Here is a 15,008-nt window from a genome sequence, read left to right as displayed (position 1 = left end):
TTCCAACTGACCAACAACCATGACCAACACCTCCGCACGCGCACCTCATACCAGATTGGACGTTGAGCGCATCAAACGGGAATCCGACGTCGTGCGCGTCCTGCGCGCCCTCGGCTTCACCCATGCGCGCTACGGGCCGAACTTCAAATGCGTCTTCGGCACGCACGACGACAAACATCCGTCCTGCCATGCCTATCCGCGCACAAATACCGTAAAGTGCTTCTCCTGTGGCGAAAGTGCGGACGTCTTCGCCCTGGTTCAACGTGTCGAGGGAGCAGACTTCCCCACAGCCGTCCGCCGCGTCGCCGAAATCTGCAACATTGTTCTCTAAAATAACGCCGTCCGCACAGCGGGGCAGGTGCTCGTTCCGTCACATAGACGAGAACCGGGAGGTCGCACTCACGACAGGCAACGGCTATATTTATAGCCAACTAATTTACTCAAACTCGCCGAGTGGAATAAGAAATGAAAAAAATCTTGCATACTTTCGTTGATGCAGGAACCCAAGAAGTATTCTGTGAAATCTGCGGGAAAAAAGAAAAGCTAAAACTCCCCCTGTCCATAGAAGCTCTCGTAAAATTCATCGAATACTTTAACGAACAACACCGCCACTGCAAGAAGAAAGACTAACGCCGTCCGCACAGCGGGGCAGGTGCTCGTTCCGTCACATAGACGAGTCCGGGAGGTCGCACTCACGCACCTGCCCCGCACCATTTTAAGGATCAAAATATGAATATCATCCTCTGTCCGCTCCAACGCTGGACCAGCACGCACGCTAAAATTCCCGACGCCGCGGCCCACCTCCGCAGCCAGATAGACATGGCCGCCGAAATCGGATGCTCGGCGATCAACATCCCCACCAGCGAAAAACTCGAATACCTCGTGGACCAATCAGCGAAGGCACAGGCGATTATGGAGACGACCCGTAATCTGCATGACTACGCCCGCTCCCGCGGCCTCGGCACCACCCAGTCCGGACCGTCCCTCCTCAAACACTGGGGACTTGCTCAACGCATGACCCTGCCGGTCGAATATCACGAGGTCGCCGGTTTCGAGACGCTCAACATCACCAAGTCCACCACGGAAGGTCGGATCTTCTTCCCGGAAGTCGGGGAAGCGCTCGGCAGCGAACCGAATTACCGACTCTGCCGCATCAAGATCGTCAGCAATCAGCCCGGCACCGTCTACCTCAGACATCCCGACGAAACCGTGCTCAACAAGCGGACGATCGCCGCCGGAGCGCAGAATTCTCTCTCCCACATGAACCTGCCCGGCGTGAAACCGCGCGATCTCGTCTTCGTCTCCAGCGGCGCAAAAGTCGCGCAGCTGCGCATCCGCGGCTATTCAACCCACGAATACCCGGAAGGAGCGCTCAACAGCAACGGACACTGGATCGGCACGTCCGAGGACGGATTCCTGCATTGCCGCATGCCCGACCCGCGCGACGCGCTCGGCATCGCCCGCACCTTCAACATGGCTCAACGCTATCTCGAGGACGTCCCGCAGATCTGCTGCTGCGACGAACTCAACAGCCCGTTCGGGCATTCGCTTGATCAGGAACTCTATCCGGGCGGCTGGCCGCAATGGTTAGGCGAATATCTCGCCGGCTATGCGGCGCTCTGTGAAGCACAGACGTATCAGGAACCCCTCTTCTTCCTGACCGACCCCCGCACGCGTGTCTCTGATCTGATCCATAACCGCTACTGCGCGCCCGTGCCAGAGGGCTACACTCCAGATTACCTCTGGTGGCTCGCCAAGCGTACCACCAGACCTACCATCTGTATCTGGGGAGAGGACGCGCCGTTTGCCTTCTGGCAGAACAATTTCCAGCGCGTCTCCGGCTTCGGCTTCGATCCCGCGATCGGCATTTATGCAGGACGGCAATCCGTCTCCGCCGTTGCCGAAGGCATCGGCATCCAAACGCTCCGTAACCTCCCGATCCTCGTCTTCTACTGGGAACCCACTCGCGCCGACGTCCTCCACACTATCCGCGAACTCAAACGGATCCTCGCATGAATACCTTATGTTTTTTGCCGTTTTAATTTCCACGCGCTGGCAGACCGCAAATAGTCTAATCACCACGTGGCGCAGTCTCCGCCAATTGCGGCGGCATGTGAAGAACGCCGCCCCCTTGACGCGAATCGGCGTGAACCAATTTAACTCGATTAGGGCAACGGGAGGTTACCAACCATCTCACTCTCTGCCCAAACCGCCCACACCGCCAATAACAAAACCGTTTAACAGTGATTGACCACACGGACTCATTCTACGGTAACACCGTCCGCCTAATCTACGGTATCAACGTCTTGGACGGCTTGCGTATGCTCCCCACCGAATCCGTGCAGTGCATCGTCACCAGTCCGCCCTATTGGGGATTGCGCAACTACAACACCGCGCCGCAACTGTGGGGTGGCGACCCGACCTGCGAACATGAATGGCAACAGACTGCCCCGCGCCGAAAACGCAGCGTGAACGATGTTGTAGACCAAAGATCAAAACAAGCGACCAGTCGCGGCACACAGCACGATTTAATTCCTGCCAACGTCTGCACCAAATGCAACGGCTGGATCGGAGAACTCGGTCAAGAGCCAACTCCAGAACTGTTCATCGAACACCTCGTCATGGTCTTCAGAGAATGCAAACGTGTTCTACGCGATGACGGCACTCTCTGGTTAAACATGGGGGATAGCTATCATGGTTCATGGGGAGCGGTATCACATAATGATAAGAAATCCAAGCGCACCGGTTCAACAGAACGTCCGCCAACATCAAGAACAATCGCAGGACTAAAACCCAAAGACCTCTGCATGATTCCAGCTCAAACAGCAATCGCGCTCAGGGATGACGGTTGGTATCTCCGCGCTGAGAATGTTTGGGCCAAACCCAACCCGATGCCCGAATCCGTCACCGACCGCACTACACGCAGTCACGAAATGGTCTATCTGCTGACCAAATCCAAAGACTACTTCTACGATTCGGATGCCGTCAAAACGCCCGCCAAAGAAGAGTCATTCGCGCGATACGAAAGAGGTTCATCATATGACGGCACAAAACAGTATGCTATGAAACAAGGCCCGCGTGGTCCAAGAGCAGACAAACAGCGCGGACATAGTCGCCGCCACGCCGGATTCAACGCACGCTGGGATAACACGAGCAAAGAAGAACAGCAACAAGGCGGCGCAAATCTTCGATCCGTTTGGTGGATAGCTACGCAACCCTATTCCGGAAGTCACTACGCCACATTCCCCGAAGCACTACCGGAGTTGTGTATCAGAGCGGGAAGCAGGGAAGGCGATACGGTTCTCGACCCATTCATGGGGTCTGGAACCACCGCAGTAGTTGCGCTGCGTCTGAATCGCAACGTCATTGGCATTGACCTCGATACCAAGAATCTGAAACTTGCGCAAGACCGCATCACTAAATCCGTTTCCCGCGCCGAACGCACCATCACTCTAATCTAAAATAATGGCTCGACCAAATAACCCCATCCGCAAATGGACCCCGGAGGAAATCGAATACCTCTGGCTCGCCTGCGTCGTCGCCGTCCGCGCCGGCGTCTTTGTCCCCGTCACAGAAATCGCCGCGAAACTCAACCGCTCGCGACACTCCGTCGCCGGGCGCCTCCAATGGCTGCGCCGCGAACGCTGGAAGTTTAACGCGTGGCCCACCGACTACGACTACATGGCCCTCCATCAGCAAATCAAACACCGCGCCCGCGCCGAAAACGATAACCTCATCCTCGGCCTCGAGCAGGATCCCGTCGTCGTCCCCACACCATTTGAAAAACACTTCAAGAAATAATGGACGAACACGATCTGCTCAGTGACTACTTCGCCGAAAACTTTCCACGTCTCCACGAGTCCGACATCACGGACCCTGAAATGCGCAGCATCTGGATCGCCAAAGCCACGACGTGGAAAAAAAACCAAACGGCAACCGGTTTCCGTAAAGCCTTAGTCGAATTCAAACGACTACAAGGCCTGCGGCACCATTCTCGATCTACAACGCTTAAACACGCTATCCAAGCTCTGAAACACGCAGGACTCCTATGAACTACAACCACGTCACCCTCATCGGACGCGCCGGGCAGGATCCCACTCTCAAGTATCTCCCGGACGGGAAAGCCTTCGCCCACTTCAGCCTCGTAATATCAACCCCCTTCAAAACAACCAGCGGAGAATGGCAGGACAGAACCGATTGGTTTCTTCTCAAACTCTGGGATAAACAAGCCGAACGCGCCGCCGAACATATCCGTAAAGGAAACCTCATCCTGATAGACGGACGACTCAAACATGACCAATGGACAGACTCCCAATCCGGCGAAAAAAAAGACCTCGTATACGTCGCGGTCAACCATTGGAAACATCTCGAATCCAAAGACAACCGCGCAACCACCCCGCAAGATCAACCCGCGCAACCCGCCGAACCGGAGTCTCCACCCCCACCCGACGACGACATCCCCTTCTAAAAAACCAGCGGCCCAGTCAATCTGACTGGGCCGCTTCCTGTTTATCCTGAATCCATCACTACCGGCAGACCACCCGCGTTTCGCTCCCCCCAATCCCCTCGGACACCACAACCTCCGATATTCTCTTCAAACTTCGATCCCCGCCCGAGTCCGTCACCCATGCCACATCACCCGGCCGCACAAACCACGACAACGGGCCGGCCGCCGATAACTCCCGACCTGTCCCCCACCGCACCAGTCCTGCCGACAAACGCTCCGCCCGCTCCTGATTCGGCACAAAATCGTTCTCCACCGTCGTCACCTGCTCCCCATAAATCCGCACTCCTGAAACATCTTTAGACACCGCCGATACCATCGCTACCTGAGCAACTGGATAACCCACAATCTCTACGCCTAACCGCAACTCCTGCCACGCCAACGATTCAACCCCAACCCGAATCCCCTCCGGCAAAACCTCAAATCCCGTCACCGCGCACTGCGTATTTGCCGTCCGGTCCACAAACGCTTGATCGGCCGGATACTCCCGCAATAATGCAACCCCGTCCACTGTTTCCGGACGCAGCCGGATCAAGATCTCCTTGCCGTCATACGCCGTCCGCACACGCCTCCCCGCCGCTGCCGAGCGCACCAACCGCCCGAATTCATCCAACTCATACTCCACCCACATCCCTTCCCACGCCTGCATATCCGATGCGCTGTTCAGCGCATTCATACGCTTCACGTAACACTGCGTTCGCGTTTTCACCTCCGCCGCGCTCGCCGGCAAATTCCCCGAGCCGCCCACCATGTTGCTCGCAGTCATATCCCCAAAATCATCCGCCGTGCAGACCCGAAACGTCTCCCGCGGACCTACCCACACCGCATAACTCTCGTCCCGCGCCCCGCCAATCGAAAACTTCCGGTATCGCTGATTCGCCGTCCACGAGTTATTCAAATTGCTCGCCAACAACGGCAATACCCCCTCAAACACGATCACCCGCGCGCGACCCAGCAACAACGGATCGTCAAACCGGATCTGCACAGACGAGGCTGGAGTATCCTCAACCGCCCGCTCAAAAACCTTCTCCCGCACTCGCCATTCTAACACATCCGCACTCGCCGGCAATACCCGCCCAAACTGCATCTCCAGCGTCTGCCTCCGCGCAAAATCCCCGTATTTAGACGTGGCAGACTGACTCCGACGCCCAATCCCCGGAGCTATCCGCAAGTAATCTTCCATCCGTTGCGGCAACTCCGACGGCCGCCGCAAGCTCCCCCGAACAACCCCCTTCGTCACGCGCCGCGACGATTCCCGACTATACCCGCGCTCCCAAGCCGCCATCCCCAATTCCGCGACGGACTCCTGAACACTGTACCGAATCCGCACCGCGTTCCCCGCAAATCCACCGGAACTCATGCGCAACTCAAACCGCGCTTCCCCGCGACCCCCAGCAATCACATCCACCTGAACCACCGAAACCTGCGGAAGCCCGTCCTCAAACGGCGTCGCCTCCATCACCTCAATCGACTCCCCAACAATGCCCCCAATCCCACCCTCCGCAAACATGCTCCCCAATCGGTAACTCCCCGAACTCCCACTCTGCACCCAAATCTCTTCCACCTCCCGCGGACCAAACACGAACCGGCCAACCTCGTCCACCCGCGCACTCATCCCATGCGCAAATAGACAATCCGATAACACCCGCCACCGTTCCTGCTCCGTCACCGCCACCAAATCCACCGTCGGCAGATAATCATAATCCGCCCGAATCTCAAAACCATCCCCAAATGGCCGCAGCATGACCGCTGTGCCACGATCTCTGTCCAACTCGACCTCGGATGCGTCCCGCATCTCCCCGTCCACCCACAGCCGCGGCTCACGGTAATTTACCGTCCTGTCACCGGCCTCCGCCGACAGCAACCCCCCGTTCTCCAGCGCAAACCCGAACTGAGCCACCCGCGCCAACGCCTGACCCCCTTCGGGACCAATTCCCATCGCCAACAGGTCATTCCCCGCCCGACTCAAACCCAAGTATAAATACTCCGACGAAACATCTCCCCGAACCACCGCCGACCAACCACTCGCCTCCCGCCAACACTCAACCCACGTCACTCCCGGCAAACTTTCTTCACTATTCCCCGACCACCCATACGCATCTAACTGTCGGGACGCCGATACTCCACCTGTTACGGCCAACCAGAACCGTTCATCCGTCCCGCACGCCACAGTCGCCACGCGCATTCGTCCCAATCCGGAAACTTCTGCTGTCGTTTCTAATGTCCCGTCAGCAGTATAAAATTTGAGATACCCTTGAGCCGTTCCAATGTTCAACACGAGCAGAATATACCCACCATCTGGGCGAACAACAATTCCGCCCGCCAACGACAACCCAAGCCCGACTGGCGTTACGCCTACGAACTCAACCCCATCCGCCAACCCCAAGTTCGTTAATCCACCTATTCCTGCCCAATTCGACGAGGGGACAGTCAGATACCCCAACCGAAACGCCTGAGTATATCCCCCCTCCCTCGGGGCATTCCTCTGTGTTTCCCTGCGATTTACTGTAACATATAACCGATCTCCAACCTGCTCAATATCCATAGGCAACCATCGGTGAGATGCAGTATCCCCACTATAATATCGCAAGCATAGCGCTATTCTCTCGATCTCCCGACCCGCCGCATCCCAACGAACCAAACCCCACACAGAATTGTCTTCGTCTGACTCCACGTCCTCTTTCAAGACAACTCCCACAAAATGCTCACCCGTCCAGCAAATCCCGTATACCCGCTCCTGATTCGCATCAACACTCAATAACTGCTCAAACCAATTACCGCCAAACTCCCGTGTCCTCCCCACATACTCCCCGCGAACCGTCCCGATTCCAACCCCCAACTCCTCCCGAACCCCCATCAACCGCTCGCCCGTCAAGCCATCCATCAACAGCCAGTCCCGCACATACTCACCCACCGGAACCCGCTCCACCAGCGGAACCGTGCATACGCTATCTAACTCCCGTCTTCCGGATAGCGCTATGACCTGAACCTCCGTGCCCGCCTCAACATCCTCCCGCACACTCGCCCGCCGGATATAACCCGTAAACCGCGGCCAATAGCCGCTTCCCTCAAATCCCGCCGGCTGCTCCCAAAAATCCCCCCGAAACCCCACCTCATACGTCACCCGCCGATAGTCCGCAAAGATCCCATCCACATCCATCCCCGCATCAGGATATACCGTAAAACTCAACTCCGGACGGGACAACTCCCCGAACGCGCCACGGTCCGACAACCGCGGACCTTGCTCGCCAGACAAATACTCCGTCACATCCACATAACTGTCCAACCCCACCGTCCACCGCGTCACCGACTCGTCCCCGTCCAGCACCACCGCCAACCACCGCCCAAACAGCGACGGCTGCTCATGATAAGCCGGAGTATCATCCTCCCTTGCCCCAGATAATCCGATGCTCCCGCCGCACAACCGCCACACACCCGTCGCGCGGCCAACCCCAAACCGTGTCCATCCCGCCTCGCCAGAAACATCCCCAACCGGAAAACCCTGACCCTCCAAGTCACACAGGTAATACAACTCGTAATTCCCCGGAGCGCCCGAAAATTCCATCCACACCCGCACAAACCACTCGTGACGGCCCATGTCAATAACCACCTGATACCGGCCATCCGCCCGCACTGCATTCGCCGCATCTACCCCCCCCAGCCGACGCTTCGCCGACTCCTCGCCCGTCCACACCCGTAAACGCGAAAACGGCTTCTGAGTCCCCCCCAAAGCCGCCTCAAATCGCTGCATCTCCGCAAGCTCCGCCGCCCGCGCAAGCCCGTATGTCTTCCGGTTCATCTCACTCCATCCAGACCGTCGGCAAATGCACACTCAAACTGTCCGCCGTGTTCCCCACCCAAATCAACATGTTCCCCTCGTAAACTTCATCATCCGTCAGCCCCAGCAAACTCACCGTCACCGTATACATCTTCGTCGTTGTGTCCTGTGCCGTGCTCAACCCGCCAACCGTTACGATCGACTGATTCCCCCCCATGTCCAACTGCACATACCCCTTCTCCCCAATCGACTGCATACGCCCCTTGACCGACAGCGTTGCCCGCGTGTAGCCCGGGTGTTTCACAAATCCAAACCGAATCGGATACTTCGGTCCCTCCCCTGAATCCGCACTGCTCCGGTGAATCCCGTACACCGCCGCATCCTGATCGTATCCCGCTGCCGCCGTCGAATTCCAATTATACACCAAGATCTTCGGCTTCGACACCGCCGATGATACCGCCGATACCGTCGCCAACTCGTTCCCCATCACCGTCAACACGTCCGCCAGATTCTGGCCCTGTGCATAAAACGGATTCCCCGCCAAATCCGACGAAAATCCCGGACTCACCATCCCGCTCCGCCCAACCTTCCAACCAGAACTTACCATGTTCCCCGCATAGTCCGTCGCCACAATCACCACATACACCGAATCCGGCCAATTCACAAAGTACGTCTGCGCCAGCCGCCCGGGACTGCTGATCCGCGCCACGCGGTTCATCCCAGTCTGCAACGTCGCATACGACAAACTGTCCATCGCGCCCGCTGCATGCAGATACGGAATCTCCCCCGCAAACACGTCGTAGTAATTCACCGCGTCGTAATTCGCCGCCGAATTCATATACCAGAATGCGCGCACCCCCACCGCCGATCCCGTCACCGTCAAACTGCACGCCGCGCTCGAAAACGACGTCCCGATCAACCCCTTCACAATTGAGTCTATCGCTCCCAAATGATAATCCGTCCCCGAATTCCAATTCCCCTTCATCCCCGTCAAATCCGTCTGCATCTCCCCTAAATCATACGTCGTATCCGCCGAACCCTTCACCGTCGTATGCAGCTTCAGCCAATACAAACTCGTGTTCGCTATGTCCGCCGAATTCAAACTCCCGTCCGAAACCTTCGCCCCACTCACCGAATTCCCCGCCAACTTCGACTCCGTTACCGACACCCCCGCCAACCGGTCACTCGTCACCCAGTTGTTACTGTCCACCGCCGCCAGCTTCACATGAGCGCTGTCCGATATGACATACGTCTTCGCTTTCCACGTCGAACTCTGAAATACATGATACATCCCCTCCGGAATATCCTTCCAATAGGCCCCTCCCCCCATGTCCGACAGCGTATGCCCCACCACCCCCCCATTGATCGTCACCGACGGAGGTGTTCCCGTGCAGGAATCCGCGGACACAAACTTGATCGTTAAGCCCGTTACCGCTCCGTCCGCGTAATACATCGCCGGGCCGTTCCGACTAAACAATACCGACGGAATAAACACCGTCAAAAAAATCAACCCGACTGTCAACCGATTCATCATACCTCCTGAAATGTCATCCGAACCGCCCGCTCTTCGCCGCGGCCTACCGCTCGCTCCAAATCATCCCAGCCTATCCCCCCGGAACCCTCTATGTAACCTGACCGCAAATGCCCGTGATGATCCACAATGCAAATCTCCGCCCGCTGCCCAAGATCCTTCAACAACTCCACCTGATCCGAGTGCATTACCCCCCACGATACATTCATCCTGTCCGCCGGAGATGATACAGACTGCACATGCCGCCCACCGCTCAACAACCTCCGACGAACCAGACCAGTATCATGCTCCCCGGACACCGCCGACGGATTCGTCGGCCACGTCCCAAACTGCAAAGACAAGTCCCCCACGCACTCAAATAAAAACTCATGCAGCCCCAATCCCGACAACTGAAAGACATCCCGACCCGCGCTCCCCCGCAACCGCAACCGAACCCGAACATACCTGCCCCCCAAGTAATTCTCCGAAATCCGCCGTGCTGATGTGGTATACCCTACCGGATTGTGCGGAAACGGCTTCGTCAAATACCAATAATTCGGACTCGACGCGCTCGCTACAATCTGCCGCTCAACCCCAACATTCGGACCTGTCGTCTGATAGGCCGTCCAACCCGCCAACTCGTTCCCCGTCCACGCCGCAGACACAAATTCCAACCGCAACCCCTCCACAGCGGACACCGCGGAAAAAGACCCAAACTCCGTCACACTCCCCCGCCACGGCAAGAGCCACACCGCGCCCGTCATCCCACGGCTCACTGCCGTCAAGCTCCCCGTCGGAGTCGCCCACGGACCGCTCGCGTCGTTCGCAAACTCCACCAGCGTCGGCTCGATCTCCCTGCCGTACGGATACCGCAACGACAAAAACTCCTTCCGTCCAGACAACCCCGTATCCAGCGTCAACTCCACGTAATAACTCCGCGCATCCACCTCGCAGTACGTCTGCGCATGCCCGTCTAAACAATGCACCGCCGGATGCGCCAACGACGGAGATACATCCAACTCCGTCAACCCAGAATTCAACACTCTCACCCCCGCCAAACTCCTCCCGCTCAGACTCCGGTCTAACACCGCGTTCGCACTCAGAAAAATCCACCGCATCACAGAACGGTCAGACAATACTCCGACTCCGCCCCGCGGTGCAAATCCCATCACTGCTTGATAGACCGGCATCTATGCCATCCCCACATGCGCTACTTCCCCATCCCCCCAATACCGAACCCACAATGGAACCACCTGCTGCCCCGTCCGCTGCCGCCATTCCCCTAACGTCAGCACCGCCTCGTTCCAATAAATATCCCGCCCGCGTACCTGTTCGACAGGCACAATACAACCGCTCGACCCGATGACGTTCCGGTCCATGTGAAACCCGAATCCATTCCGCTCAACCTCCTTCGACACCCGCACCGAATTCGGCGAAATACGGTAAAACGGCCCCTCTATCCCCTTGTCGTTCGGACGTTGCTCCGCCACCAGACTCAATAAATACGGCCGCCCCGCACCCAACACGCACGACGGCGGAATCGGTCCCTTCCCCTTCAACATCCAATGACCAGCCTCCTGCCAGCCCGGCAATCCCGCCGAGGCTGGAATGCTCACGCCGTTCCCCTCTGACGTCCAAAACATCAACCGGCCAACCCGCATCTGCGAACTGACCCCCAACTCCATCTCAAACTCCACACACGGATACTCTTTACTCATGACCATCCTCTTCTACCTTCAGCCGCGCCACCCGCACCGCCCCGTTCACCAGCGAACATCTGAGCGGAGCCTGCGAAAAACTGCTCAAATCCAAATACTCCCCGCGCGCACCCACCCGCACAAAACAATATCCGTAACCGTGCAAAACCGCTTCGTCGTCCAACATCGGCTCCTCCTCCACCTGCGCATCTATCACCTCCCGCCGGCCGCCCGCAGCATGCACCCGCGGATCTCCATGATACTTCCCCATTAGATCCGCGCCCCCAAATTCCGCAACTCCTCCAAAATCTCCGGACCCAATTCCTCAACCAAAATCTGCTGCTCCCGCGCGTTCGGCGCCGTCAAACTCCGATACTGCGCGTTCACCTCTATCCGCGCATTTATCACCTGCGCCCGACCAAAATCCGCCGACACCGAACGCCCATCCCCTGACCGGAATTCTTCCGCCAACCGCCGAATATCCTCCTGCTCCGACCGTCTGGAACCCATAAACCCCGCCACCAACGACGAGACAATCCCCACTACCCCCAACCCAAACCCCAATCCACTGATCGTCTGAGACGCCAACTTGTCATACAACGTCAACACCGAGCCAACACCGTCCGCGATCCGCCCGAAGTTCTGCAGCGCCGCCGCCGTCGTGGACTCTCCTAAACTATTCTGCAATTGAGCTAATCCTGTGAACGCGTCCGATAACAACGCCACCTCGCCCAACCGCAACGATGTCACATACTCGGATTCCGTCGTCTCCAATCGCTTCTTGTTCCGAATATACTCGTCCGTTGCCGCCATCAACCGAGCATAATACCCCCGCGTCCCAAACTCCTCCTCAGAACGAATCTTCTGCTCTTCCGCCGTCAACCACTTATTCCAATAGTCCTTCTCCAACACCAGCGTCTCGTGCGCGCCCGCCTGAGACGCTAAAAACCTCGCCTCCGCCAACACCCGCTCTGAATTGATCTGATTCAGCTTCGCAGCTTCCTTCCGCGCCAAATCCGCCCGCTTCTCCTCTGAAATCGCAAACCGCAACCGCTCGATCCGCAGCAAATCGTCCGCAACGACTCGCTCTTCCTTCTCTAAATCCACCTTCTTCCGCAAAAACTCCTCAAACTCGGAAATGCTCTCAAGCTCCCTCGCCCGCTGCTTCGCCGCAAATTCCAACGGCGCAAGACGCTCCCGCTCTAAGTCTATCTCCAAATCCCCGATCCGACTCCGTAAATCATATTCCCGCTGCAACCGCGATAAACTCAAATCCGCCCGCGACCCGCGCGCCTCCTCACGCTTCGCATCCGCCTGAATCGCCGCAATCGCATTCAACTTCCGTAACTTCTCGTCCAACAACTTCGCATTCGCCTCGTCGCCCGTCGCTCGTGACGCCGCTATCTCTTCCTTCAATGCCGCCGCCTGCTTCGCCCGCACACTCTCGATCGCCGCCAACTTCAACGACAACCCCCGTGATATCGCCGCCGCCCGTGCCTCATAATCCCGCTCGCCTGTCTGCTTTAACAACTCGAGACGAGCCTTCGCTAAATCCGTCTCCATCCCAATCAAATCATCCTTCAACTGACGGGTCAAATCCCCCCGCGCAGCATCCGTATCATCCCCCAACCGACCCAACGCCGCGCTGATCTTCTGTAACTGTAAAAAATCCTCAGCAAAATTCGAGTCCCGCGTCAACGGACCCATGAAATTCCCCAAGCTCTCCAACAGTAACCGATACTCATTCTCCACAAACTTCCGCTGCTCCTCAACCGTCCCCCGCAATAAATCCGATGCCTCCCGAGCTGTCACCGCCATCCGCGGCATGAATCCAAACGCCGTCTCCAACTGCTGCGCACCAGACCGCAAATCCTCAATCCGCTCAAGCTCTAACCGCCACTCCCGCATCCCCGCAACCAGCCTGTCCAATGCCGCCAGTGTCTCAGGATCGTCAAACATCTGAGGACGCGTATCCACCGCCTCCACCAACTCCCGTAATTCCTCCGGAAGGCTTGCCGATATTTTCTGCAACCCCGCCGCATAGACCAACGCCCACTGCGACCCCCGATCCATGGCCGACGTCAGCTTCTCGATCTCGTATTGCGCCCCCGCCGCAGATGCCGTCAATGTCTCTAACGTCCGCAACCCCTTCCGACCCGTGAACGCATCGAAAAATGCCTGCAAGCCACGCGCGATCCCCATCGTCCCCGTCGCGAAATCCACCAACTGGTTCTTCGCCACCCGCCACGATTCAGCCAGCGTATCCGCGCCGCGCTCGCTCTTCTCAAACAACGACGTCTGAGAATTCTCCAACTCCTGCAACATCCTCGGCAAGATCGTCACATCCGTGATCAACCGCTGCACTGCCCGCGCGCCACGAATATCAAATAACTCCGTCAATAACTTCTGCTCCCCCGCCGATATATCCTGACCAAACACCCGCTGAAACTCCGCCAATACCTCCGTGAACGGACGCAACTGCCCCTCTACGTCCTCCACTACGATCCCCAACTCCCGCAACCTGTCCTTCTTCGCGGCAATCTGAGACAACGCCTGATTCAAACTGGTTCCCGCAATCGACCCACGCAATCCCAACGTCCCCAGCGTCCCCAACAAGGCCAACGTCTCCCGAAACGTCAGATTCGACGCCTCTGCGGTTCCCGAAACATACCGCATTGCATTCCCCAACTCCGCCACCGTCACCTGAGACTCGTCTGCCGTCTCCTGTATTAGGTTCGCAATATCGATCGCCGACAACCCCTCCTGCTTGAACACCTGAAACTGCGTCGAAACAATCTCCGCCGATTCCGCCAATGATATGAATCCGGCCGCCGCCAGCAACGCCGTCCCCGGCAACGCCCGCAAGATCTCCTCGGACCGCAATCCCGCCGCTGCCAACGAATACTGTGACTCCAATATCTCCGCCGCGCTCTGACCAAACGCCCGCGACCACTGCCGGGATCGATACTCCAACTGCTTCAAATCATCTTCTATCCGACCAAATGTCGGCTCTAATACCACCGACAACTTCGCCGTCGCGCTCATTAATTCCGACTGAGCCGACACCATCCCCCGAATCGAACCCGTCACCAACTCCATCGCCAAATTGAACGCATACAACGTCCCGATCTGACCCGCAAATAAACTCGTGAACCGACCGGCAACCCCCTCTAACGTCGTAAAACTCCCCAATAAATCCCCCATGTCCGTCACCCCGCCCCCCCGAGCACCTCCCAACCGCTTCCCCAGAGGATCCCGCACTCCCTTCCCACCCGTCCCTGCCAACTGCAACGCCGCCCGCTGCGCCAGCAACGTCTTCAAAATCGTCTGCTCCGCCGCCGCAATCTTCTGAGCCGATAACAAATACCGGTCCCGCTCGCTCGTCAACTGAGCCACGATTGGACGCTGCGTTCGCAACGCCCGAACCTGCTCGCCATACAATCGCGAAAAGGCGGAACGTGCTTCCGCCTCCGACGTGTCCGCCAGCTTCAACCGGTACAGTATGCTCAGATCTGACAT

Annotated in this window: 11 protein-coding genes; 5 read left to right on the top strand and 6 right to left on the bottom strand. The window is 57.6% G+C overall.

Translation table 11 applies throughout. The annotated features are described in order from the left end of the window. The first annotated feature begins 19 nt into the window (after nucleotides 1–19). From KJZ99_00165 to ssb, 5 genes are all read left to right on the top strand, one after another. Nucleotides 20–331 carry a hypothetical protein gene (locus KJZ99_00165; protein MCL4304314.1) on the top strand — a complete coding sequence of 104 codons (312 nt, stop codon included), beginning with the start codon at nucleotides 20–22 and terminating at the stop codon, nucleotides 329–331. Between the two features lie 398 nt (nucleotides 332–729). Beyond that, nucleotides 730–2,016, top strand: coding sequence for a hypothetical protein (locus tag KJZ99_00160; protein MCL4304313.1), 1,287 nt, complete (start codon nucleotides 730–732; stop codon nucleotides 2,014–2,016). A 227-nt stretch (nucleotides 2,017–2,243) separates the two neighbouring features. Beyond that, the gene (locus KJZ99_00155) at nucleotides 2,244–3,461 is read left to right on the top strand and encodes a site-specific DNA-methyltransferase (GenBank protein MCL4304312.1); all 1,218 of its coding nucleotides are present in this window, start codon (nucleotides 2,244–2,246) and stop codon (nucleotides 3,459–3,461) included. Between the two features lie 4 nt (nucleotides 3,462–3,465). Continuing rightward, complete coding sequence (locus KJZ99_00150; protein MCL4304311.1) at nucleotides 3,466–3,801, top strand: hypothetical protein; 336 nt, start codon at nucleotides 3,466–3,468, stop codon at nucleotides 3,799–3,801. A gap of 247 nt (nucleotides 3,802–4,048) precedes the next feature. Further along, the gene (gene ssb / locus KJZ99_00145; GenBank protein MCL4304310.1) at nucleotides 4,049–4,468 is read left to right on the top strand and encodes a single-stranded DNA-binding protein; all 420 of its coding nucleotides are present in this window, start codon (nucleotides 4,049–4,051) and stop codon (nucleotides 4,466–4,468) included. A gap of 58 nt (nucleotides 4,469–4,526) precedes the next feature. Here ssb and KJZ99_00140 read toward each other — a convergent pair whose 3' ends face one another. The 6 genes from KJZ99_00140 to KJZ99_00115 are packed head-to-tail and all read right to left on the bottom strand — an operon-like array spanning nucleotide 4,527 to nucleotide 15,008. Beyond that, nucleotides 4,527–8,303: a hypothetical protein gene (locus tag KJZ99_00140; protein ID MCL4304309.1), complete on the bottom strand. Its 3,777-nt coding sequence runs from the start codon at nucleotides 8,301–8,303 to the stop codon at nucleotides 4,527–4,529. Nucleotide 8,304: 1 nt separating this feature from the next. Beyond that, nucleotides 8,305–9,813 carry a hypothetical protein gene (locus tag KJZ99_00135; GenBank protein MCL4304308.1) on the bottom strand — a complete coding sequence of 503 codons (1,509 nt, stop codon included), beginning with the start codon at nucleotides 9,811–9,813 and terminating at the stop codon, nucleotides 8,305–8,307. Continuing rightward, nucleotides 9,813–10,982 carry a hypothetical protein gene (locus tag KJZ99_00130; protein ID MCL4304307.1) on the bottom strand — a complete coding sequence of 390 codons (1,170 nt, stop codon included), beginning with the start codon at nucleotides 10,980–10,982 and terminating at the stop codon, nucleotides 9,813–9,815. Before KJZ99_00130 ends, KJZ99_00135 begins: the two co-directional genes overlap by 1 nt. After that, nucleotides 10,983–11,510, bottom strand: coding sequence for a hypothetical protein (locus KJZ99_00125; protein ID MCL4304306.1), 528 nt, complete (start codon nucleotides 11,508–11,510; stop codon nucleotides 10,983–10,985). Beyond that, on the bottom strand, nucleotides 11,503–11,760 hold the full coding sequence (locus KJZ99_00120; protein MCL4304305.1) for a hypothetical protein: 258 nt from the start codon (nucleotides 11,758–11,760) through the stop codon (nucleotides 11,503–11,505). The genes KJZ99_00125 and KJZ99_00120 overlap by 8 nt, the downstream gene beginning before the upstream one ends. Then, nucleotides 11,760–15,008, bottom strand: a complete 3,249-nt coding sequence (locus tag KJZ99_00115) for a phage tail tape measure protein (protein ID MCL4304304.1) — start codon at nucleotides 15,006–15,008, stop codon at nucleotides 11,760–11,762. Before KJZ99_00115 ends, KJZ99_00120 begins: the two co-directional genes overlap by 1 nt.

The organism is bacterium, from assembly GCA_023382385.1.
In the GTDB taxonomy this organism is placed as follows: Bacteria; Electryoneota; RPQS01; order RPQS01; family RPQS01; genus JABWCQ01.
The sequence above is the reverse complement of the archived record's forward strand: the minus strand, read 5'-3'. Positions and strand labels throughout refer to the sequence as shown.

Bases quoted from the DNA above. Each gene is read 5' to 3' on its own strand.
- KJZ99_00150 (MCL4304311.1), top strand. From the start codon at position 3,466: ATGGCTCGACCAAATAACCCCATCCGCAAATGGACCCCGGAGGAAATC.
- KJZ99_00165 (MCL4304314.1), top strand. From the start codon at position 20: ATGACCAACACCTCCGCACGCGCACCTCATACCAGATTGGACGTTGAG.
- KJZ99_00160 (MCL4304313.1), top strand. From the start codon at position 730: ATGAATATCATCCTCTGTCCGCTCCAACGCTGGACCAGCACGCACGCT.
- KJZ99_00115 (MCL4304304.1), bottom strand. From the start codon at position 15,008: ATGTCAGATCTGAGCATACTGTACCGGTTGAAGCTGGCGGACACGTCG.
- KJZ99_00135 (MCL4304308.1), bottom strand. From the start codon at position 9,813: ATGAATCGGTTGACAGTCGGGTTGATTTTTTTGACGGTGTTTATTCCG.
- KJZ99_00130 (MCL4304307.1), bottom strand. From the start codon at position 10,982: ATGCCGGTCTATCAAGCAGTGATGGGATTTGCACCGCGGGGCGGAGTC.
- KJZ99_00125 (MCL4304306.1), bottom strand. From the start codon at position 11,510: ATGAGTAAAGAGTATCCGTGTGTGGAGTTTGAGATGGAGTTGGGGGTC.
- ssb (MCL4304310.1), top strand. From the start codon at position 4,049: ATGAACTACAACCACGTCACCCTCATCGGACGCGCCGGGCAGGATCCC.
- KJZ99_00120 (MCL4304305.1), bottom strand. From the start codon at position 11,760: ATGGGGAAGTATCATGGAGATCCGCGGGTGCATGCTGCGGGCGGCCGG.
- KJZ99_00140 (MCL4304309.1), bottom strand. From the start codon at position 8,303: ATGAACCGGAAGACATACGGGCTTGCGCGGGCGGCGGAGCTTGCGGAG.